General features: G+C 68.3%; 18 protein-coding genes, 1 tRNA gene and 1 pseudogene. 13 read left to right on the top strand and 7 right to left on the bottom strand.

The window, feature by feature from the left end:
- Positions 1-18 precede the first annotated feature (18 nt).
- Genes ACWEWT_RS02470 through ACWEWT_RS02445 form a run of 6 tightly spaced genes read left to right on the top strand, consistent with a single transcriptional unit; the run spans position 19 to position 7341 of the window.
- The gene (locus ACWEWT_RS02470; protein WP_452555383.1) at positions 19-1431 is read left to right on the top strand and encodes a hypothetical protein; all 1413 of its coding nucleotides are present in this window, start codon (positions 19-21) and stop codon (positions 1429-1431) included.
- The gene (locus ACWEWT_RS02465) at positions 1428-2894 is read left to right on the top strand and encodes a hypothetical protein (RefSeq protein ID WP_452555381.1); all 1467 of its coding nucleotides are present in this window, start codon (positions 1428-1430) and stop codon (positions 2892-2894) included. The genes ACWEWT_RS02470 and ACWEWT_RS02465 overlap by 4 nt, the downstream gene beginning before the upstream one ends.
- Positions 2891-4279, top strand: a complete 1389-nt coding sequence (locus tag ACWEWT_RS02460; protein ID WP_452555379.1) for a glycosyl hydrolase family 28-related protein — start codon at positions 2891-2893, stop codon at positions 4277-4279. Before ACWEWT_RS02465 ends, ACWEWT_RS02460 begins: the two co-directional genes overlap by 4 nt.
- A gap of 1 nt (position 4280) precedes the next feature.
- Positions 4281-4841 carry a YdcF family protein gene (locus tag ACWEWT_RS02455; RefSeq protein ID WP_452555377.1) on the top strand — a complete coding sequence of 187 codons (561 nt, stop codon included), beginning with the start codon at positions 4281-4283 and terminating at the stop codon, positions 4839-4841.
- A gap of 20 nt (positions 4842-4861) precedes the next feature.
- Positions 4862-6193 (top strand): glutamate-1-semialdehyde 2,1-aminomutase, encoded by a 1332-nt coding sequence (locus tag ACWEWT_RS02450; RefSeq protein WP_452557641.1) that lies wholly within the window; start codon positions 4862-4864, stop codon positions 6191-6193.
- Positions 6190-7341 carry a glycosyltransferase gene (locus ACWEWT_RS02445; protein ID WP_452555375.1) on the top strand — a complete coding sequence of 384 codons (1152 nt, stop codon included), beginning with the start codon at positions 6190-6192 and terminating at the stop codon, positions 7339-7341. Before ACWEWT_RS02450 ends, ACWEWT_RS02445 begins: the two co-directional genes overlap by 4 nt.
- 315 nt (positions 7342-7656) lie before the next feature.
- On the opposite strand, the gene ACWEWT_RS02440 is transcribed toward ACWEWT_RS02445, so the two are convergent.
- Positions 7657-8070 (bottom strand): MarR family winged helix-turn-helix transcriptional regulator, encoded by a 414-nt coding sequence (locus tag ACWEWT_RS02440; RefSeq protein WP_452555373.1) that lies wholly within the window; start codon positions 8068-8070, stop codon positions 7657-7659.
- An 81-nt stretch (positions 8071-8151) separates the two neighbouring features.
- On the opposite strand from ACWEWT_RS02440, the gene ACWEWT_RS02435 reads away from it, so the two are divergent.
- Positions 8152-8679: a MarR family winged helix-turn-helix transcriptional regulator gene (locus ACWEWT_RS02435; protein WP_452555371.1), complete on the top strand. Its 528-nt coding sequence runs from the start codon at positions 8152-8154 to the stop codon at positions 8677-8679.
- 74 nt (positions 8680-8753) lie between these two features.
- Here ACWEWT_RS02435 and ACWEWT_RS02430 read toward each other — a convergent pair whose 3' ends face one another.
- Together ACWEWT_RS02430 and ACWEWT_RS02425 are read right to left on the bottom strand one after the other, a co-directional pair.
- Positions 8754-9119 carry a hypothetical protein gene (locus ACWEWT_RS02430; RefSeq protein WP_452555369.1) on the bottom strand — a complete coding sequence of 122 codons (366 nt, stop codon included), beginning with the start codon at positions 9117-9119 and terminating at the stop codon, positions 8754-8756.
- Positions 9109-13002: a DUF6531 domain-containing protein gene (locus ACWEWT_RS02425; protein WP_452555367.1), complete on the bottom strand. Its 3894-nt coding sequence runs from the start codon at positions 13000-13002 to the stop codon at positions 9109-9111. The genes ACWEWT_RS02430 and ACWEWT_RS02425 overlap by 11 nt, the downstream gene beginning before the upstream one ends.
- A gap of 302 nt (positions 13003-13304) precedes the next feature.
- On the opposite strand from ACWEWT_RS02425, the pseudogene ACWEWT_RS02420 reads away from it, so the two are divergent.
- Positions 13305-13499, top strand: a pseudogene (locus ACWEWT_RS02420) (alpha/beta fold hydrolase); the annotation flags it as partial.
- Between the two features lie 102 nt (positions 13500-13601).
- On the opposite strand, the gene ACWEWT_RS02415 reads toward ACWEWT_RS02420, so the two are convergent.
- Positions 13602-14948, bottom strand: a complete 1347-nt coding sequence (locus tag ACWEWT_RS02415) for a PucR family transcriptional regulator (protein WP_452555365.1) — start codon at positions 14946-14948, stop codon at positions 13602-13604.
- A 237-nt stretch (positions 14949-15185) separates the two neighbouring features.
- Between ACWEWT_RS02415 and ACWEWT_RS02410 the strand changes: the two genes are divergently transcribed.
- Together ACWEWT_RS02410 and ACWEWT_RS02405 are read left to right on the top strand one after the other, a co-directional pair.
- Entirely contained in the window at positions 15186-15974 is a 789-nt protein-coding gene (locus ACWEWT_RS02410) for a MerR family transcriptional regulator (protein WP_452555363.1), read from the top strand.
- Positions 15974-16759 carry an adenylate/guanylate cyclase domain-containing protein gene (locus ACWEWT_RS02405; protein ID WP_452555361.1) on the top strand — a complete coding sequence of 262 codons (786 nt, stop codon included), beginning with the start codon at positions 15974-15976 and terminating at the stop codon, positions 16757-16759. Before ACWEWT_RS02410 ends, ACWEWT_RS02405 begins: the two co-directional genes overlap by 1 nt.
- 63 nt (positions 16760-16822) lie before the next feature.
- Here the strand turns inward: ACWEWT_RS02405 and ACWEWT_RS02400 are convergent, their stop codons facing one another.
- Positions 16823-17065: a hypothetical protein gene (locus ACWEWT_RS02400; protein WP_452555359.1), complete on the bottom strand. Its 243-nt coding sequence runs from the start codon at positions 17063-17065 to the stop codon at positions 16823-16825.
- Between the two features lie 22 nt (positions 17066-17087).
- Complete coding sequence (locus ACWEWT_RS02395) at positions 17088-18245, bottom strand: transcription termination factor Rho, short form (RefSeq protein ID WP_452555357.1); 1158 nt, start codon at positions 18243-18245, stop codon at positions 17088-17090.
- 349 nt (positions 18246-18594) lie between these two features.
- On the opposite strand from ACWEWT_RS02395, the gene ACWEWT_RS02390 reads away from it, so the two are divergent.
- From ACWEWT_RS02390 to ACWEWT_RS02380, 3 genes are all read left to right on the top strand, one after another.
- On the top strand, positions 18595-19341 hold the full coding sequence (locus tag ACWEWT_RS02390) for a histidine phosphatase family protein (RefSeq protein ID WP_452555355.1): 747 nt from the start codon (positions 18595-18597) through the stop codon (positions 19339-19341).
- A 132-nt stretch (positions 19342-19473) separates the two neighbouring features.
- On the top strand, positions 19474-20208 hold the full coding sequence (locus ACWEWT_RS02385; protein ID WP_452555353.1) for a DUF7873 family protein: 735 nt from the start codon (positions 19474-19476) through the stop codon (positions 20206-20208).
- Between the two features lie 278 nt (positions 20209-20486).
- A tRNA-Arg gene (locus ACWEWT_RS02380) sits at positions 20487-20561 on the top strand.
- A gap of 117 nt (positions 20562-20678) precedes the next feature.
- Here ACWEWT_RS02380 and ACWEWT_RS02375 read toward each other — a convergent pair.
- Positions 20679-21512, bottom strand: coding sequence for an alpha/beta fold hydrolase (locus ACWEWT_RS02375; protein WP_452555351.1), 834 nt, complete (start codon positions 21510-21512; stop codon positions 20679-20681).
- Positions 21513-21649: the final 137 nt, after the last annotated feature.

The raw sequence follows: 21649 nt of genomic DNA, 5'->3' as shown, positions 1-21649 counted from the left end.
GCCCGCGGGACGGTGCCGATGCTGATCCCGGATCTGCTCACTTCGAACGAGCCGCTACTGGTCGTCGTCGCGGCACTGTCGACGATGGTGGTCGCCGCCCTGCTCACCCACGGCGTGCTGCGGGTACTGCTGATCGCCCAGGCGGTCTACTGGGCGATGTCCTATGTCGCCCGCCCGGTGGTGCTGCTGATCGTGCGCCCCGATCCGCATTTCGGCGACAATGTCGCCGACCCGCGGCTGGCCGATATCGGTTACGACGTGGGAATCGAAGCGGCGCTGCGCCCGGTGGCCTTCGGTCTCACCGTGTACGCGCTGATCGTCCTGGGCTTCGTCCTGTGGATACGCCGCCGGCCACGTCCCGGCCCGGCCCCGCTGGCCGGCGATCCGGATCTGATCGGCACCCTGTGGGTGCTGTACGTGCTGGGGACCTGCGCCCGGTTGCTCAGCGTAGCCTCCGGCGCGGCCGGGCAGGCCGGCGATGTCCAGAGCGCCTCACCGGTGCTGAGCCTGCTCACCATGCCCGCCATCCTCGGCGCGGTCGGGTTGATCGTCTTCGCCCGCCCGCCACGGCAATCCGCGACGATCGCCGTACTGGGTGTGCTGATGGCGGGCGAACTGTGGTGGACCACCGCGACCGAGTCGAAGACACCGATCCTGGGGGCCGCGCTCGCGGTCGCGGTACGCTTCGCGCTCACCGGCTGGACCCGGGCCAAAGTGCTCGGTATCGGCGCGGTATCGGCGATCGGTATCGCCGGATTCGACTGGTTGCAATCGCTCAAGACCTCGCCGTATCTGCGCGCCGAGGCGGCCGCCGTCGACGGCGCCTATCCCGAGGGGGTACAGCCGTTCCTCAGCCTGCTGCGCCGGTTCGATCTGCTCGAGGCCGCGACCGACGCCTACTACGTAGGGCCGGGTTCGTGGTTGAGTCCCGCCGAAGTCCTGGGGCATCTGGCCCGCAGCATGGTGCCGGCGCAGCTGCTGGCCGAGGAGAAACTGCACGCCGGGACCGCCTGGGCGAGCGAGGTACGCGGCGCCTCGGTCGATATGAGTCAGGTATCGGTATCGCTGGCGGAGGGCAATATCAGCGAGGGGTATGTGATCGGCGGCCTGCCGGGGGTCGTCGTCGGCGTCGCGTTCACCGCGGTCGTACTGGTCGGGTGGGCGCGGTCGCTGTACGCGCGCCATCTGGTGCCGGTGCTCTTCGGTATCGCGTTGATCGAGGTTCCGGTGGTGTTCGAGCGCGGAATGCTCGGCAGCGCCGAAACACTCGGCAAATATCTACAGGTCGTGATCCTGGCCTGGCTGGTCCGGCTGGCGGTGGGTCACTGGCGGCGCACACACGGGCCGCCCGGCGGACCTGATCGAGAACTACCGACCGGCCCCGCCGCGGAACCGGTCGGCGCGAGCGTGGGAAGTGAAGGAAGACAATGATGGAACTGCCCGACTATCTGCGCCTGCTGCGCCGCTACTGGGCGGTGCTGCTGGCGGGTGCGGCGCTGGGCGTGGGTCTGGCGGCGTACCAGGTCGAATCGACGCCGACAACCTACACAGCCACCAGCACACTGTATGTATCGATGGCGACCGGTACCTCGGTCGCGGACTCGTATCAGGGCGGTCTCGCCGCCCAGCAGCGAGTGCGCTCCTATCTCGAGCTGATCTCCAGCGACCATGTGGTCGACCGGGTCATCGGACAGCTCGGACTGAATCTGGACCGCGAAGAACTACGCGCCGCTATCACCGCCGACACTCCGCCCGCGACATCGCTGCTCCGGGTGTCGGTGACCGATGAGGACGCGGAGACCAGCCGGGTACTCACCGATCAGGTGGTCGCCCAGTTCCGCGCCCTCGTCGACGAACTGGAGACCATCGAGGTCACCGCCGCACCCGCCGCGCGGGTCGCGGTCGTCGACGCGGCACAGGCACCCGCCGAAGCGGGCGGTACGGGCGGCGCCCGGCTGTACGCGGTCGGTGCCGTCGCCGGACTGCTGCTCGGGGCCGCCGTGGCGTATCTGCTGGATCGGCTGAACAAACGAGTACGCGACAGCGCCGAACTCGCCGCGCTCGGACAGCCGGTACTGGGCACGGTCGCGCTGGACACCGAGCGGACTCAGGCCGAACTGCGAGCCTTGCGATCCCGGCTGCCCGCGGCCCCCCGGATGGTGATCACCACCCTCGACGGACAGTCCGAACCCGCCCTGGTCCTCGGCGCGGCGGCAGCGCTCGGCGCCACCGGAGCCCAGGTCCTGCTGATCGATGCGAACAGCACCGGCCGGGGTGTCTCCACGCTGCTCCCGGAATCCGTACTCCGGCCGACGACGAGCGGCGAATGGCCGGTCCGCGAGGCGAATCCGGCCCGGGAACTGGTGACTGCGGCGTCCGGTCGCACCACGGCGGTCGTGCGCGGTGAGATCTTCGATCCGCCGACGGTCAAACTGGATCTGCGTACCGCTCCGGCCGTACCGCTGGACGATCTGCCCGCGTCCGCGCCCACCGTCCCCACCGAGACCGGCGCGCGCGCGGCGGACGGTCTGGCGGCCGTACTCCGCGCCGATATCCATATCGACGAAGCCTTCGTGCTGTGGCCCGAGCGGTCGGTGGTCGTCCTGGCGCTGGGCACAGCCGACGAACAGACCGTGGACCTCGTGGCCGCCGACCGATTCGAAGCGCTCCTCGGTGAGGTCGCGAAACGTTTCGACCGCGTGATCGTCGACATCGCGGCCGCCGACGCCACCGCGGTGGCCCCGAAAGCGGCAGGCACTGTCGGCGTGGTGCGGCTGGGCGGCGCCCGCCGGGACCGGGCCGGGGCGGCGCTCACCGCGTTGACCGCGGCCGGGGCCACCGTATCCGGAGTGGTGGCGGTCGCGCCCCGGCGGACATGGTGGCGGCGGTCGTGAGCGAAGGACTTCCAGCGGACCCGGCCGGACCCGGCCGGCGTCGTCTCCACCGCCGTGACCTGCTCGCCGCCGGGCTGGGCGCCGCCGGTATCGGCGCCGTCACCGTACCGTTGGCCGCGTCGGGGCCACCGCCCGCGCCCATCGTCATGGCGACCGGGACCGCGTCGCCGACCGTCCACGATATCCGTGCCTTCGGCGCCGTCGGTGACGGTAAGGCCGACGATACGGCGGCTCTGGCCGCCGCCTGCCGTACCGATGACCTACCGCCGGTGGTGTACCTGCCGGCCGGCGACTACCGGATCACCGCCTGGCCCGATCTCCCCGACGGCTCCGTCGTCTACGGTGACGGAGCCGATGTGACCACCGTGTTCTGCGATCGCGACACCACACTGATCGACTACGCGGGCAAACAGCGGATCAGGTTCGCCCGGATGGGTTTCTACCTGACCGGTCCCGAGGCCACCGCGATACGGCTCGCGCAATGTTTCCGCTGCAGTTTCGATACCGTCCTCATCCGCGGTAACCACCTCTCCGACAACTGGCCGCGCTACGCCGGGCAGAAAGGCGTGGTGCTGGAGGCGAACACCGGCGGCACCTCGTTCATCGACTGCGATATCAACAATTTCGGAATCGGGCTGGCGACCTCGTGTATCCAGAACTACGTCACCTCGTCGAAGTTCTCGGGTAACCGCATCGGCGTACTCGGCACCGGTAACGACCACAATGCCGGACTGGCGATCACCAATTCCGAATTCGTCTCCGATACCGATCCGGCGACCACGGATCGCCATCTGTTCGTCGACGGTGCCGCCAACAACTGGTGGCTCACCAATATCTGGTTCGAGGGCGCGGATATCGCCGTGCAGGTTGGCGCCGCCGGACGGGGCGGACCGTCCCAGTTCGGAATGGTGAACTGCAAGGTCGCGGCCCGGTCCTGCGATATCGACCTGATCTACTGCCGCCAGCCGTATCTGGCGAATATCGCCTTCGACGCCGACCCTGGTGGCAGCCCTGCCGAACTGCGGATCGACGAGGCCGGCTGCCCGGAGGGTATCGCTGTCAATCTCGTCTCCGGCGCCGGCGCCGAGATCGGTGCTCGGGTGTTCCCCGGCAATTGGCAGGTCCTCGGTCGCGGTCAGACCCACCGGCCCAGTTTCTCCGGTCCGGTGACCGCCCGGGCCGACGGCGCGGAGGAGATCATCCGGGCGGTCGCTCCCGACGGGGCGGGACTGGCTTCGGTCCTGGCCAGCGGGGCATGGCTGTCCGATCATGCCGACGCCGGGGTCGTACTGCGGGATCCGGAGGGCGGCTACTGGCGGCTGATCGTCTCCCCCGACGGCGCGCTGCGCACCGCGCCGCTGGGCCGCGACCGCCCGGTGCGGTGATATGAGCGCGAATACTCCCGGCGCCCAACGCCGTCCGTGGCGAATCGCGGCCGCCGCGCTCGTCCTGATCACACTCGTGATCGTGGCCGGCCGGCCGGTATTCGTCCGGCCCCAGCTCGATCCGTTGCGCCCCGCCGACGCTGTGGTGGTGCTCGGTGGCACTCCGTACGAGCGGTTCGACGTCGGACTCGAACTGACCCGGCGGCATTGGGCACCGGAGCTGCTGATCTCCGCGTCCACCGGCCTGGACGATCCGCGGATGGACCACTACTGCCACACCCCGTACCCGTTCCGGGTCACGTGTTTCGAACCCCGCCCCTGGACCACCCGTGGTGAGGCTCGCGAGATCCGCCGGTTGGCCGACGCCAACGGCTGGCGGCACATCATCGTCGTCACCTTCACCCCGCACGTCTCCCGGGCCCGCTATATCGTCGGCCGCTGTTTCGACGGCGAACTCACCATGGTCGCCAGCCCGAGCCGTACCGATCCGGTGTTCCAGGCCTGGATGTACGTACGGCAGACCGCCGGATACCTCAAGGCTTTCACCGAGTCCGGCTGTTGAGCCGCGAAGGAGCGAGTGTGATCACCGAATTCGGCCGCAGCGACCGCGCCCAGCAGCGGTTGCACGAACTGGTGCCCGGCGGCGCGCACACCTATGCCCGCGGATCCGACCAGTACCCCGAGCATATGGCGCCGGTACTGGTACGCGGGCACGGTTGCCGCGTCACCGATTGCGACGGTAACGAATTCGTCGAATACGGGATGGGACTGCGGTCGGTGACCCTCGGGCACGGCTACCGGCCGGTCGTCGAGGCCGTGACCGCCGCTGTCGCCGACGGCGTGAACTTCTCCCGGCCGACCGTCGCGGAACTGGCCGCCGCCGAGGAGTTCCTGAACCTGGTGCCGGGCGCGGATATGGTGAAGTTCGCGAAGAACGGCTCCGACGCCACCACCGCCGCCGTGCGGCTGGCCCGCGCGGTGACCGGCCGGATCACCGTGGCCGTCTGCGCACAACCTTTCTTCTCCGTGGACGACTGGTTCATCGGGACCACCGCGATGTCGGCCGGTATACCCCGGCAGCCGACGACGTCCTTCCCGTACGGGGACCTACCCGCGCTGGAAGCGGTACTGGCCGGGCAGGAGATCGCCTGCGTGGTCATGGAGGCCGCGACGGCACTACACGAACCACCACCCGGCTATCTGACCGGTGTGCGCGCACTGTGCGACCGGTTCGGGACCCTGCTGGTGTTCGACGAGATGATCACCGGATTCCGGTGGGCGTCCGGCGGTGCGCAGCAGGTCTACGGCGTGGTGCCCGATCTGTCGTGCTGGGGCAAGGCGATGGGCAACGGATTTCCGATCGCCGCCCTCGCCGGCCGCCGCGAATACCTGGAACTGGGCGGATTACGGACCGACGACGCCCGGGTGTTCCTGCTGTCGACGACCCACGGCCCGGAAACCGGCGCCCTGGCGGCATTCCGGGCCGTGGCGCACGCCTATGCCACCACAGATCCGGTGGGCCGGATGGAAGCCGCCGGGCGGCGGCTCCGGGCCGGAATCGAGGAGATCACCGCCGAACTCGGTATCGACGATTGTCTCCGCATCGCCGGCCGGTCTTCGTGCCTGCTGTTCCTCACCCTGGACCCGGACGGCAACCCGTCTCAGGAGTTCCGCACCCTGTTCCTCCAGGAACTGTTGCGCCGCGGTGTCCTCGGACAATCGTTCGTCACCTCGGCGGCCCATACCGATCGCGATATCGACCACACGGTCGCGGCCTGCCGCGGCGCGGCCGGTGTCTACCGGCGCGCCCTCGAACAGGGCAGTGTCGCGGGTCTGCTGGAGGGGCGACCCGTAGCCCCGGCACTGCGCGCCCACGCGGCGCCCCGCCGGCTCATCGAGGAGGTTGTGCGATGACCACCCCCGCCCGGCGACCGCGTCTGGCGATCGTGCACGAACGATTCACCGAATACGGCGGCTCGGAGGCGGTCGTCGGCGAATTGGCCCGCACCTGGCCACAGGCACAGGTATTCGCACCGATCGTCGATCCGGCCGCCGCCCCGGCCATCGCGCATCCGCCCTGGGACACCGTCTCCGGTACCTGGCTCTCCCGCGTTCATGCCGCGACGGGCCGGCGCTCGCACGCTCCGCTACTACCACTGGTCCCGCGCGCCCTGCGCCGGCTCCCGCTGCGCGGCGGTTTCGACGCGGTGGTCGTCAGTCATCACGCCTTCGCGACACAGGCGGTGTTCGCCACCGAGGCTCCGGTGCTCGCCTACGTACACAGCCCCGCCCGCTGGGCATGGGACCCCGCCTTCCGCGCACAGGAGGCCGGCGGTCCCGCCGGGCGCGCCGCCCTCACCGTGCTCGGCGGCCTGGCCCGGCGCACCGAAACCGCCGCGGCACCACATCTCGCCGCGGTGGTAGCGAATTCCCGCGCGGTGGCCGACCGGGTCCGGGACTGGTGGGGCCGGCCCGCGACGGTGGTCAATCCACCGGTACGCCTGGATCAGTTCGCCACTGATCCCGCTGTGGCGCGCGAGGATTTCCTGTTGTTCGCCGGCCGCCTGGTCCCGTACAAACGCCCCGATCTGGCCATCCGCGCCGCTCAACAAGCCGGCCTGCGCCTGGTGGTGGTCGGCGACGGGCGGTATCGCCGCCGCCTCGAGACCCTCGCGGGTCCGGAGACCACCTTTCTGGGTGCCGCACCCGATGACGTGCTGGCGGATATGTACCGCCGCTGCCGTGCCCTGCTCATGCCCGGTGTGGAGGATTTCGGGATCGTACCGGTGGAGGCGATGGCCTGTGGCGCCCCGGTTCTGGCCGTCGGTGCGGGCGGTGCGTTGGATACCGTGGTGCCAGGTCTCAGCGGCGCCCATATCGCGGTCGGGCCCGACGAGCAGGTGATCGACGACTTCGCCACGGCCCTGCGCGACCGTTCCACCACCGATCTCGATCCGGCCCGGATCCGCGCGCACGCGGAATCGTTCGGTCCCGAAGTTTTCCGCGCCCGCATGGCGGAAACCGTCACGCAGCTGCTCACAGTCTCCGGGCACCTCTGCTGAAAGCCCTTGGACGCGACTCCGCGTCCGGTTTCCCGGGCGGCGGATCGGAAATTAAATGTTCGAATGCGCATATCTACGTAACGCCAAGGCTTTGGATCGTCTTCGATATCGGCCGGCACAGTGACGGCATTCGGCCGGACCTGCGCTCGGCTTCATCCGAGACGGCCCCGACCCTGTGCGGGTTCACTCACGGAGCTCCGGGCCCGTATCGCCCGAGGCGCAACTGCGGCACGAGCCCGATCCAGCGCGTCCGAACGGCGGACAAAGAAGGCTACGCACAGCCCCCCGCTCCCCCGTTCCAGCAACAGCGGGAAGTCAGGGCATCGCCCCGACGAAACGATCGAGCAGCCGGGCGAATTCGGCGCGCTCGCGCGCGGTCCAGCCCGTCATGGCGTTGTCGAAAGCGGTCCGCCGCCGCTCGTGGGCGCGGGCGAGAATCTCCCGCCCCCGCCCGGTGAGAACCAGCACCGACCGCCGCCCGTCGGCTTGGTCGGCGACCCGGCGAACGAGCCCTTCCGCGACGGTGGCCGCCACCAATTTACTGGCCCTCGGCTGATCCACGGCCAGCGCGGCAGCCACGGCCGATACCGTCGCCTCCGGTGACGCCTCGACCACATCCAGAACGTCGAAGGATTGCCCCGCGAGCCCCCCTTCGCGGGCGAGGCTCCGCCGGGTCTGCCGACGGCGGATCGCGACCATAGCTCGTTCGACGCGCTCGACATCATCCACACCGCCATGATATTACGGACATATACATGTCATATGACAACTAATTGTCTATGAATATTCAACTGGAGGATCCGCATCGCTATGAAGGCACGCACCCTGCTCCTCGGCGCCGCCACCGCACTGCTCATCCCGCTGGCGGCCTGCGGCACCCCGGCCGCCGAACCCACCGCGCCCGAGCCCGCGCCCAGCGGCACGAACCGGCTCATCGGCTACCAGGTCAAACGCCTCGACCAGCTCATCGAGCTCACCTTCGACCGGCTGGTCGCCGACGCCGGGCTCACCCGGCGGCAATGGCAGACGCTCAACACACTCGCCGCCGGACCCGCCGACGACGCCCGCCTGATCGACGCGCTGCGCCCGTTCTGGGAAGTGAACGACGAGAATATGCGCGATGCGGTCGCCGACCTCACCGCACACGGATGGATCACCCGGGACGTGGAAGGCCGGTACGCCCTGACCGATTCGGGCCGGGCGGCCCACACCGCGGCCGCCGACTCGGTGTCCCGGATCCGCGAACTCTCCGCGACCGGGGTGGCCGATCACGAGTTCGCGCAGATGATGGATGTGCTGGCACGCATCATCGGAAACCTCGAGCGCGCAACGTCCTGACCGGGCACGGCACGGATACCGTCGACCGGTCCCGAAGAACTACGGAAGGTGAGCCCCGGTGCAGTTGCGTCGATCTACTCGCGACCCCGATCGCGGAAGGGTGCGTACCAGTCCCGGGGCAATCCCTGGATCTCCCGGATTTCTCCGACCGTATCGTTGACGACTGCGAAACTCGTGAAGGTCAGTGGATAGTAGACCGCCGACATGGCATCCGCACGGGTGCGCACCCGCAATACGCCGTCGGCGCTGCCGTCCGTCTCGAGCGTCGCCCGGAATCCGGACTCGTCGTTCGCCTGTACCAGCAGCGACCGGCGCGGTTGCGGTCCGGTGAAACCGAGACGCCATACGGTTTCCCAGTACCCGTCCGTCGATTCGGTGACCTCCCCCCACACCGTCGGCCGGAGGTTCGCACCGGAATATTCCGGCGATTCATGTGTCATGGCCAGGAGTCACTTTCGCAATCCATTCCATATGGTTGTTCAAATCGACGAACGCACCGGGCGCGAAGATAGTTTCGTCCGGCACACCGTTGCCCACCGGACGCACTGTGACCAGATCCCGGCGGACGAGGTCCTGATACGTGGCCTCCGGCAACCTTCCGACCAGGACCGTGGACGGTGAATCCTGGGCATGCCGCAATCCCCACTCGTAGGCAGCCTGGAATCCGGGTGACCCGCTGCCCTCCACTTCGTGGGTGAAAAACGATCCTCGCCTGCTCCTCAGACCACCGCGGGTAGCCGTGCGAGCCACCTGCTGATTGAGCCCGTACAGCCTGATGTATTCGGCGTGATCAGCCGACGTGCCGTGGGCGAAATCTCGATGCGTCCGGCCCGATTCGCATTCGTACGGTACAAGCCCCAGCGGATCGCACCACGTCGTGGGATTGTGCGGATACGCCCGGGGGTTCGGGGCGGGCCCCAACCCCAGCGGATCCTGGGTGAGATACCGCCCGTCGGCGGGGTCGTAGGTTCGGTGCAGGTTGTAGTGCAGACCGCTCTCCGCGTCGTACTGCTGTCCGGGATACCGCAACACCGTATCCGCACGCCCTGACCAGGTTGTCTCCCCCCACAATGTGGTTGTGGCCGTGGCGGCGACGTGACCGGTCTCGGTGCGCAGTTGGACCGGCGCACCGACGAGATCGGTCACAATGGCGACGAATTCCGGATCCACGCCGTCCCGGTCGATGCTCTGGGTGAGCGGTATATGGGTACCGGGCCGGTAGGTCCAGTGCGTGGTGGCCTGCCGAGTGGTCTGTTCCACCAGACGGTTACCGTCCCAGGTGTAGTCCGTCTGTTCGAGCGCAGCCCCGTCGCGGGCCAGACGCTGTTTGGCGGTACGGCGGCCGAGCGCGTCGTAGGTATATCGCCAGCGTTCTCCCGTAGCGGTACGCAGTTCGGTGAGCTGGTCGAAGGCGTTGTACCGATAATGCCGCGTCCGCGGCGGGCGCGAGCGGCCGCGGGTGGTACTGCGGATGAGCCGGCCGCTCGCGTCGTAGTGGAACCGGGTGCGACCGCGGCGTACGAGTACGTTGCGCCGGTACTCCCGGTGGGAATCGTCATCGGATCGGTCCGCCACACGCGTACCCGGCCCGGCGGCTCCGCCCGGCGGCGAGTGGAACTCACCCGCACCGGGTCCGGCAGTGAGGATATTGCCGAGACGGTCGTAGCTGTACTGCTCGACAGTTCGGCCACCGCTGACGATTCCGGTGATCCGCCCGATCTCGTCGAGGGCGTAATCGCGACGGACCGCCGCGGCGCCGTCGACGGTCGTCTGCGTGGTGGGGTACCCGTCGGGGCGCCAGTGGTAATCGTCCCGGCGCATCGGCACATCCGGGTCGGCCCCGGCAACGGTCTGCCGGAGTGTGTAGCCGACGCCGGAGTAGACGAGGCCGATCGTGAGATCGCCCGTCCCCCAGCCGGTGGTCCGGCCGAGCCGGTCATAAGTGAAGTCGAAACGACGACCGCCGACTCGCATCCCGGTGACACGACCGGCCGGATCGTGCCGCCAGCTGGTGACGGTCCGACTCGGCGTGGTGTACGAGGTCCGATGGCCGTGCCGGTCGTATCCGGATACGCTCGGCAACCGGTCGTCGACCTGCTCGGTTGCCGTCTGCCCGGTCGCCGACCGGGTGTACCGGACGGTATGAGTGACTGTTTCGCCGGCACCGGAGATCGCCGTCGCCAGTCGGCCCGATACATCGTAGGTATAGCGCAGCCAGTCACCGCTTTCGGCCATCACCGAAGTCAGACGCCCGAGAACGTCGTAGGAATGGATGCGGGCGATACCGGTGGCCGGTGTCACCGTGGCGACCCGGCCGCGCGAATCGTATGTGTAGCGGACGGGTGCACCCGCGTAATCGGTTTCGGTGGTACGCCTGCCCGCCGCGTCGTATTCGTAGCGCCAGGTATCGCCTGACGGATTCGTGACGCCGACGAGTCGGCACTGCGTATCCCAGAGGTAACGGGTCGTGGCCCCGTCGGGATCGATACGCACCTTCAACAGGTCGAACGCACCATAGCTGTACCGGGTCCGACCGCCCCTGCGATCGGTGTGCGCGACGAGATTGCCCTCACCGTCGTAGGTCCAGGTCTCGCGGTGTCCGTCGGCGTCGGTGCGCTCGATCAGCCGGTCGTCCGCGGACCAGACGTAGGAGGTCGTGCCTCCGACGGCATCGGTCACGGTCACCGGACGACCACAGTAGTCGCGGACGATCGTCGTTACCGCGCCGTGGGCATCGGTGATGCGGACCGGAAGCCCCGCCGGATCGACCTCGAAACCTGTGACGGCACCGGTGGACTCGGTAATGGTGGCGACCGCACCGGACTCGTGATGGGTGTACCCGGTCCGCACTCCCCCCGGCGCGACCACAGCTACGAGAACTCCACTGCTGTCCCACTCCCGGGTGTGGCACCCACCGTCCGCATCGGCCAGTGTGACCGGTCGCCGGCGTGTGTCGTAGGCGATCCGGACGGACAGGCCGTCGGGCCGGATCACTTCGACCGGATCTCCCTCGGTGCTGTACCGATACTCCGTGGCTGTTCCGTCCGCGGCGATCACTCGCACCGGGCGCCGGTCTTCCGCGTACTCGGTGCGGGTTCGGGCGCCGAGCGGATCGATGAGCTCGCACAACCGGAACTCGCGATCGAGCGCGTATTCCGTCGCAGCGCCCGTCGAATCGAAATGACGAGTACGACGGCTGCCGCTCACCGGATCCACGGTGTACTCGAAGCGGGCATCGAGTACACCCGCACTGCCGTGCTGAGCCACCACGCGGCCGCGGTCGTCATAGCTGTTGCGCATCCGGTTGTCGTTGGAATCGGTCCACGACTCCATCCGGTGCTCTGTGTCGTAGGTGTACCGCGTCACCGCGCCGACCCCGGTGCGCACCGACCTCAGGTCACCCTCTCGATAGCCGAATTCGCGCACCGTGTGGACGGTTTCACCCGCATCGTCCGCCGACAGGAGGTGCATCGCCGCCACACGACCGGATGCGCAGTCGATTCGGACCCGGTAGCCACCGCAGTGCTCGACGGCAACCGGGACGCCGTCCTCGTCGTAGCGGAAATCGATCGTGTTCTCGTGACGGTCGGTGATCCGGGACAGCAAGTACCCACCCCGTAGGCGGTCCACCGTGCCCGGTTCCGGGGTGGTGAAATCCCAGGACATCTCCCGGTCGGGATCGGTCACGCGATAGCCACCGGAGGCGACCGGCGCCAACGGCCAGGCCGGGCCTCCGTTGAGCGAGAACGCACGCCCGCCCGGCTCCGGATGGGGATACACCAGCAACAAGCCGTCGTCACCGACGAACGTCACGTTCGCGGTTTCGACGACAACACGCATATCGAGTGTCGCGGACCAGGAAGGTCCGAACCATCGACCGAACCGGTATCCCGATCGATGCCGCCGCCGCAGTATCAGCGGAAGCACCCCGGGCAGCTGTACATCGGTCTCCGGGAGGATGAATTCACCGGTAGCGACATCGACCGGATCATTACAGGCGGTGACCTGCTCAGCAGTGCGGTTCGTTTCGGAACGGCCGGTCGACGCCGCGTGCGCGAGACCGCGGTCGGCGGAAACACGGTCGTCCGCCGACCGCCGACCGCTGCCTACGGAATGCGCCGACCGAGCCCCCTCCATCGGCACGCTCGGTGTCCTGTCCCGCAGGGCAGCTGTCCCGAGGGCTTCGGCACTGCCGAATTGCCCGGCCGCCATCGTGAGCTTGCCCTCGTGGTTCGGCGAATGCCGGCTCCAGCCTTTCGCGATGGTTTCCGCGATAGCGGACAAGCGGATACCAGCACGCGCGAACGCTCCCGGCACGACCATCTACGGCCCCTCCCGTTCCTCCATCCCGTTGGCATCATCGCACGGCCTCCGACGTGACACGCAGGCGTCCCCGCTCCGGCGACCACCGGCGCCGACCTGGGCCGTACCGGTTGCGACTGCGGCGGCGGGTGATCGAACCGCCCTTCTTCCTCGGCTCTTGCTCCGCGTCCCGGCAGCGCGAACCGCTACCGGCCGGAACACCGGGCAACAGAGGTGCGGCCGCCAGAGGGCGGTCCGGGGTATCTGCCGTAGCGTTTCACCATGCAGGCCGACACCCCGCCCGGGCGGCCCCGGAACAACGGCTGACTTCGTTCGTCAACGACGGCCTCACCTTCGAGGTGATCGACGAGGGCCCGATCGACGGCATACCGATTGTCTTGCTGCACGGGTTTCCCCAGACGGCCGCGCAGTGGTCGCGCCTCACGCCGTTCCTGCACGAATCCGGTTACCGCCCCCTCGCTCCCGTGCAGCGCGGGTACTCCCCCGGCGCCCGGCCGAACTGGCCGCGATCGTCCTCGGGCGCATCGCCGGAACCGGTTGAGGCGTGCGGCGGGCAGCCGTGCCCGCTACCGCGACCACGGCACAGCAGGTGGCCCGGGCTATCCGGCCACCGCCCCGGCGGTCTCGGCGAACAACCCGGGTGCGCGCCGGACGATACCGGCCGGGCCGGAGTGCGGCGCGCTTTCCCGGTCCGCCGGAACGGGAGTCGCACCGTCGACCGGACCGGTCTCGTAGGCGTTGGCGACGAGGGCTGCTTGCAGATGCCACAGATCATCGGCATGCGCGGGATCGAGGCCGGTGTGCTGGGCGATGCGGCGCAACCGGTAGTCGAGGGTGTTGGCATGGATGTACAACACGCGGGCGGTCAGCTGACGGTTGCGATCGTTGGCCAGATGCGTGGCGAGCGTATGCAGCAGTTCGGGTTGGGACAGCAGTGGATCCAGCGCTGTCGCCAGCCGCTGCCGGGCCGGACCGGGCCGCGTTATCTGGTACTCCACTGCAAGGTCGGCCAACCGGTACAGGCGAGGGGGCCGGTGCAGACGCTGGGCGAGGTCGAGCAATTCGTGCGCGCGCCGGCTCGCGTCGGGGACCTCGTCGCGGTGAGCATGCACGACGGTGGCCAGTAGCGGGCCGGCGGCCGCGACCCGCAGCCGCTCGAACAACCGGACGACCGTGGACTCGTCGTCCCGGTGGCGGGGAACGAGAACGGTACCTCCGGCTTCACTCAGCCGAGCCGGAGGCATATCGGCGCCGAGACCGAGTTCGGCACGCAACCGGCGCAACCGGCGCCGGGCGTCCGAGCCGTCGCCCCCGGTATCCGCGCCCGCGTGCACCGGCCCGGAAAGCGCCAAGGCCAGCACCGAATAGGAGTCCACGTTGCGGAAACCGTTCTCGCGCACAGTCTCCGCGGTTCCGGTCCCCGAGATGAGCGCGGCGGCCAGCGCTTCGGCACCGGCGTGGCGCGCCGCGGTGTGGGCGCGGAACTCGCGCAGATAGGCGCGGGTGAAGCCGGTGATGACGTGATCGAGGACCTCGGCCAGGCGCTGACCCGCGACCACCATCATCGGACCGTCGGCACCACGGGCACGCCCGGCCAGCAGATCCAGTACGAACCGGAACCCGAGATGGGTGGCGTGCTGGACGGCCTCCAGTGCCACGCCCTCCGCGGCCCAGTCCTCGATCCGGCGGTACAGCGGCTCCGGCACCTCGTCCAGCGCACGACCCTGCAACGCCGCGGCCACCAACTCCAGGCATCCGGCCACCACTTCGGCCGCTTCCCGGCGCAGCACACCACACGGCATCGCCGACCCGGGTTCGACACCCTCGGCACCGGCCAGATGGTCCAGTAACTGCTGGGACAGTCGGTGTGTGCGGTGTAGATGCGATACCGCGGGCATCCCGGCGATCTCCAGTTCCGGAATGGCATGAGAGCTGCTCGTCAGCACTGACCTCGACCTCCTTGCTGCCATATGCACGGGTCCCACCACATCCGGCTGGACGTACCGTCCATATCAGTAAAAACTGTAACCGATGGTGAGTTGCACCACAACGCAGCGGCCTCGACCTCGCATCCGCCGCCGAGGATTCGCTCTGGATCCGTGTTCGAATCAGCATCTACTGAGACAGTGTGGTTAAGTTTGCCGAGATCCGGCTCGCGGACCGGCGGTGAGCGGAGGACGACGATGACCCGACGAACGCAGGAGTACCGGGTCGCCGAGCTGGCCGAGGCCGCCGGCGTCGCGGTGCGCACAGTGCGCTACTACCAGGAGCGCGGCCTACTCGAGGCCCCGCGGCGGCAGGGCCGCCACGCCATCTACAACCGCGCCCATCTGGAACGACTGAAACTCATCGCCGACCTGCTCGCCCGCGGCCACAGCCTCGAAGGTATCGCCGACCTGCTCACCAGCGCCGAACACGGCGGCGGGGTCTCGGAACTACTGGGATTCGAAACCGCGGCCTCGGTGGCGTGGGGCGACGGAGAAGTCACCATCGATATCGAGGAGATGCTGACCCGCTTCGGCGAACAGGCGAGCCCGGAAGCCATTTCGGAGGCGATCGCACTGGGCTATCTGCGCCTCGAGGACGACCGCTTCGTCTACTCCAGCGGCCGGTTGCTCGAGGCTGCCACCGCGTTCGTCGACGTAGGTATCCCGCTGCGTTCGATACTGGCGCTGAGCTGGGAGCTGGAGGCGGCCTTCGACCGGATGGCCTTCGCGTTCGTCCGGGAATTCCGGGTCAACCTGGTCAACCAGGTCCTGGAGAACCCCTCTCCCGAGCGATTGCACGACCTCGCCGGTACGCTCGCCGAGCTGCGCCCGGCGGTGCGCCTGGTCGCCGACGAACTCCTCGCCCGGGCCATGGACCGCCGCATCCACGCCGACCTGCCCGAAGTCTCCCAGCAGCTGAGCCGGGCCGCCGGCACGGACCCGGCCCCCGGCGACGACAGCACCCCGGCCGGACAGGACCGGTGATGATCGCCTATGTACTCGCGGCGATCGCCGCGCTCGAGGCCGTCGGCCTGCTCGTGCTGTGGCGGTTGCTGGTGCGCAGCCGTCGCGAACTCGTCGAACTGCAACGCCGGCCGGATACCCGGCAGTTGTTGATGAACAGCGGCCGCGAGGCCGTGAAAACCGTCTGGCAGACCGCGAGCCTCGTGCGCCGGAAAGGGTTGCGCGCGGCGGTACTCAGCTCCATCGAGGATCTGGCCGGATGGGCCCAGGTCGAAAGACCCGATCTGGCGAGACTCACCGCCGGAGGCGATGTGGTGATCGCCTTCTCCGATATCGAGGGGTCCACCGCGCTCAACGAACGCCTGGGCGATCGCGCCTGGGTCGCGCTGCTCGGCCGCCACGACCGGCTGATCCGCAAACTCGTCGCCGGGCACGGTGGGCATATCGTCAAGAGCCAGGGTGACGGTTTCATGATCGCGTTCGGGGACGCCGAAGAGGCGGTCCGCTGCGGTCTGCGGGTGCAGGGCGCCATCGGCACCGTCGCGGCGCCGGTCGCCCGGGTCCGCGTCCGTATCGGCATCCATATGGGCAGCTCGGTCCGCCGCGGTGACGACCTGTTCGGACGCAATGTCGCCATGGCCGCGCGGGTGGCCGGCCAGGCACACGGTGGGGAGATCCTGGTCAGCGAGGAGGTGCGTGACGCCGTGGCCGGCCGGCCCGATATCTCCGTCACCGCCACCCGCGAAGCCGAACTGAAGGGCTTCAGCGGTAGCTATCAGCTCTACACGGTCGCCGACCGGACCTGAAACCGGCTCGTCGCGAACATATCTCGTGGCTCGGATCCATCGAGTTGCCCCCATGCGCCTACTTCAGCCGAGCTGTTCGGCCAGTCCGACGATGATGCCCTCGGGGCCGCGGACGTAACAGAGCCGATAGATCTCCTCGTACTGCACCAGCTCGCCGACGAGTTCGCCACCGAGCGCGCGCAGTCGCACGATGACGTCGTCGATATCGTCGACGGCGAACATGACACGACGAATACCCAGTGTGTTCGCCGGCGCAGCCTCGGGCACGCCGGTGATGGCCTCCGGAGCGCGCTGCCGAGCGGGCACCGGCTTCTCGCTCCATATCCTGTTACTGACCCGCGGTGCGGATCTGGGTCAGGAATTCGGTATTCGTACGCGTCTGGCGGAGCCCGGTCAAGAGCAGTTCGAGCGCCTGCTGCGGATCGCGGCCCGCGAGAGTACTTCGCAGGGATCCGGTGGCCGCGCGTTCGTCCGGGGACAGCAGCAGCTCCTCTTTGCGGGTGCTCGACCGATCGATATCGATCGCCGGGAACAGGCGGCGGTCGGCGAGATGGCGGTCGAGTTTCAATTCGGCGTTTCCGGTGCCCTTGTACTCCTCGAAGATGACGGTGTCGGCCAGCGAGCCGGTTTCCACCAGTGCCGTGGCGATGATGGTGAGCGAGCCGCCGTTCTCGATATTGCGGGCGGCGCCGAGGAATCTCTTCGGCGGTGCGAGTGCCGCGGCGTCGACGCCGCCGGAGAGGATGCGGCCGGAACCGGCCGCGGCCAGATTGTAGGCGCGGGCCAGCCGGGTCAGCGAATCCAGGAGCACGACCACGTCGCGTCCCGATTCGACGAGCCGTTTGGCACGTTCGATGGCCAGTTCGGCGAGCGCGATATGTTCGCGTGCAGGTTGGTCGAAGGTCGCCGCGGCGATCTCGGCGGGCACCGCCCGGGACAGATCGGTGACCTCTTCCGGGCGTTCGCCGACCAGGACGAGTATCAACTCGCATTCGGGATGATTCTTGGCGATTCCGTGGGCGATGGATCCCAGCACCGAGGTCTTGCCCGCTTTGGGCGGCGCGACCACCAGCGCACGCTGGCCTTTGCCGATCGGCATCACCAGATCGGTGACCCGGGTGGTCAGCTCGTGCGGTTCGGTCTCCAGGACCAAGCGGTCCTGCGGATAGAGCGGGACCAGATCGGCGAAATGTGGTCGCGGACCGAAAGTATCGGCGGGCACACCGTTCACGGTGCCGACGCCGGTCAGTGTGCCGAGTGCACCACCGTCACGGCCGGGTTCTACTGTGCCGGTGAGGATATCGCCCCGGCGCAACCCGTACCGGCGCACCAGCCGGGCCGGTACGCGGGCATCGCGTGGCCCGGGCAGATAACCGTCGACGCGTAACGCGGCACGATTACCTTCGATATCGAGAATTCCGGCGACCGGCGGCGCCGGGTCGATCGTGGTTGCGGTGTCCTGGATGTGGACAGTGTTGTTCTGCATGGGTCCTCCTCGGAGGAAATCGGATCCGGCAGGCCGGGAGGGGCCGCCGACGGTTACGGACGCTCGCCACGGGCGCCGAGTGGCCGGAACGATCCGGGACGAGCACGATACGAATCCAGGGCGGCCGGAACCGCCGTGGTGAACGATGATTCTTGTGGGAGGGAGCTGACACCTACATCCACAAGGTGAAGACGGCACCTACGGTAGCGTCACTCGGGACAACACGCAACAGTGTCCGTTTGTTCCACCGGTCACGCGCGATTCCGCGAACGGCCGGGTGCCTGCTCCCCGCCACCGCATCGATTTCGCCGTACGGGAACCCGGACGAGTCCCGATACGTCCTGTGGATATGAGTACCCACCCACCCGGCGCCCCCGAGCCCATGGACGAGCGGGTGAATCCCTGCGCGCATCGCGAGGACCCGGGCCCGCGTCTGCTCTATGCCGTCCGGCACGGCCAGAGCACCGTCAATGCCGGTATCCGTCCCGCGACCCCCGCCGAAGCCGACGATATGGCCATCGAACTCACCGAGCTCGGCGCGCGGCAGGCGGTCGCCCTCGGCCGATGGCTGGCCGCGCTGCCACCCGAGCACCGCCCCGAAATCGTGCTGTGCTCGCCGTATCGGCGAGCTGTCACCACCTGGCAGCTCGCGGAAGCGGAACTACGGGACGCGGGTGTCCCGGCGCCCTGCCGGGTGACCGTGCCGGCCCTGCACGACCGGTTCCGTGGCACCCTGTCGCATATCCCCGCCGACGAGGTACAGCAGCGTTATCCCGAGCAGTACGCGGCCGAACGAGCCGATCCGCTCGGCTACCGGCCACCGGACGGCGAATCCTTTCACGATGTCGCCGCCCGGCTGACCGGAGTGGTCGAGCGGATCGCCGCCGATACCCGGCACCGGCGAACCCTCGTCGTCGCCCACGACGCGGTCATCCTGCTGTTACGCCGGCTGCTCGAACATCTCGACGACGCCGGCACACTCGCCGTCGCCGCGGCCGGCCTGGCCGGGAACGCCTCGGTCACCGCGTGGGCACAGCACGAGGACGGCTATCGCCTCCTGTACTACGACCGCCGCGACCATCTTCCACGAACATGACCGGCACCCGCGGGTGTCCTGTGCGGCCGGAGCCGGCCCGGACGGCGGCGCCGGTATTTCGGTGGCGCGCTCCGGGCCCGTACGGTTACGGTGACTCCGGTCGCGACGAGGTGGCCGAAGGAGGGAAAACCCGTGTCCACCAAGCTGAATCAGCTCATCGCCATCGAGAAGGGCGCCAAAGCACAGGCGACCGCCGATGTGACCGCCGCGTACCAGCGCGTGGGCAAGGTCGATCTGCTGGCGGGAATTTCGCGCACCTACCGGCCGCTGGACGATATGGGCGAGGAATTGCCGGCGGAGTCCAAGCGGGTCCAGGTGCGGGCCGGCGAGGTGATCGCCGATATGAAGCGCACCCTGACCCGGCTCTTCGACGTGACCGCCACCAAGGACACCGCGAACTGCTCGGCGAAGGCCGATATCACGGTGGACGGCGTCACCATCGCCCGCGATCTGCCGGTCACCTATTTGCTGTTCCTGGAGAAGCAGCTGAGCGAGCTGAAGAAATTCGTCGCCAAGCTCCCGACCCTGGATCCGGCCGAATCGTGGGCGTTCGACGAGGTCACCGACTGCTATGCCACCCAGCCGTCGCAGACCGTGCGGACCAAGAAGGTACCGCGCAACCACGTACTGGCCGCGGCCACCGATAAGCACCCGGCGCAGGTGGAGGTGTACCACGAGGATGTGGTGGTGGGCCGCTGGACCACCACCAAGTTCTCCGGCGCGCTGCCCGCGAAGGAAGTCGGCGATCTCGCGGACCGGCTCGGCAAACTGCTCGACGCGGTCCGGATCGCCCGGGAGACGGCGAATGCCACCCCGGTGACCGATATCGAGCCCGGTCACGCCATTCTCGGCTACCTGTTCGGTTAGCCGGGACACGAACTCCCCCTGCGGGGGGATGGAGCGCAATCTGAAACTGACATTGAGACTCACCCGCGCAGGTGCTGCCAGGACCTGCCGATAGATTCAGCTTCTTGCTCCAAGCTCTACAACTCCATCGATCACTCGACGTGCGGATACGCTGCTACGCACCCCCGAGATCCGGGTTCGATTCCCGGTGGCGGCTCTCCGTGCCGCTGTAGCGTAAAGGCAACGCGCGGGGTTACTCATGATGACTCGTATTCGCGGATCGGCGATCACAGGTGGGGCAAACGGTAGCTCATCTGGTAGAGCATCGGACTCCTAATCCGACGGTAGTGGGTTCGAATCCCACTCGTTGACCAGGAGGGGCCGGGAAGGGTATTCCCGGCCCCTCCGCCTGTCCGCACCCCGTCCCCGACGAGCACCGGCGTATCTCCCGGACGACGACACCCGAGGCGGGGGAAGGCCGATCGCCGAGTTCAGCCTCGGGCTGTTCGGACATCGTGATCGTTCGACAGCACTGCGCTGGATACCGCGTCGACGAACTGTCGCGGCGCACGAGCGGGAAACTGCCCGCTGACCGGCATCTCGATCACCCGGGTACCGGGAATCCGAGTGAAGACCACCGGGATATCGGGGGTCATCCGGCCGCTCGGCGGTTCGAGGAAAGTGATCTCGACGCCCGCGTCCACCAGCGCGTGGGTATCCAGCCACGATTGCGGCATATGCCGGAACACGGCCGGATAGATCGAGTTGTAGCGGCCGATGTTCGCCACCGCCTCGGCCACGCACAGCGACAACTCCCGCGGTGAGCCGGTTCCGTAGATACCCACGTTCTTCTGCCACAGCTGCCGGAAGATCGCACCGTCCGGGGTTACTTCCAGATCCGGCGCCCAGTTCGCCGCCCAGTACTCACACGTCTCGGCATCGGGCCGCTCGAGCGCGTAGAGGACCGCGCTCCGCACCCGGCCGGTGCCCTGGAGGCGACGCGCGATTTCGGTGGCGAGAAAACCACCCGTCTTCATACCGACCGGCACGAAACCATCGATCCCCAGTGCGTCCACCGCCTGGACCAGGATCCGGCCGTAGTCGGCGATCGTGGCATCCGCCGGTGCGGAATCGCTGAGCCCGAATCCCGGAGTATCCAAGGCGAAGACCGGTATCCGCGCACCGAGCGCGTCCATGATCGGTTCGTACACCAGCGACGACCGTGGCGATTCGTGTAGCAGCACCGCCGCCTTCGCCACCGCGGGCGGTGGGCCGGACCGGCGATAGTGCACCTGACCCCAGTCGGTATCGATATATCCGCGCATCTCATCGGTCCTTTCGATCAGTTCTCGGGTGCTCCGGTCCGGCTGCGAGCGATTCGCCCGGCTCGGCGGGTGCCGCGTCGACGGCGACGTGAGGCAATCGCGTCACGACGAGGAGCCCGATCGCCACCACCGCCGCG

It is taken from the genome of Nocardia sp. NPDC003963, from assembly GCF_053605105.1.
This window is presented reverse-complemented; position numbering and strand designations above follow the sequence as displayed.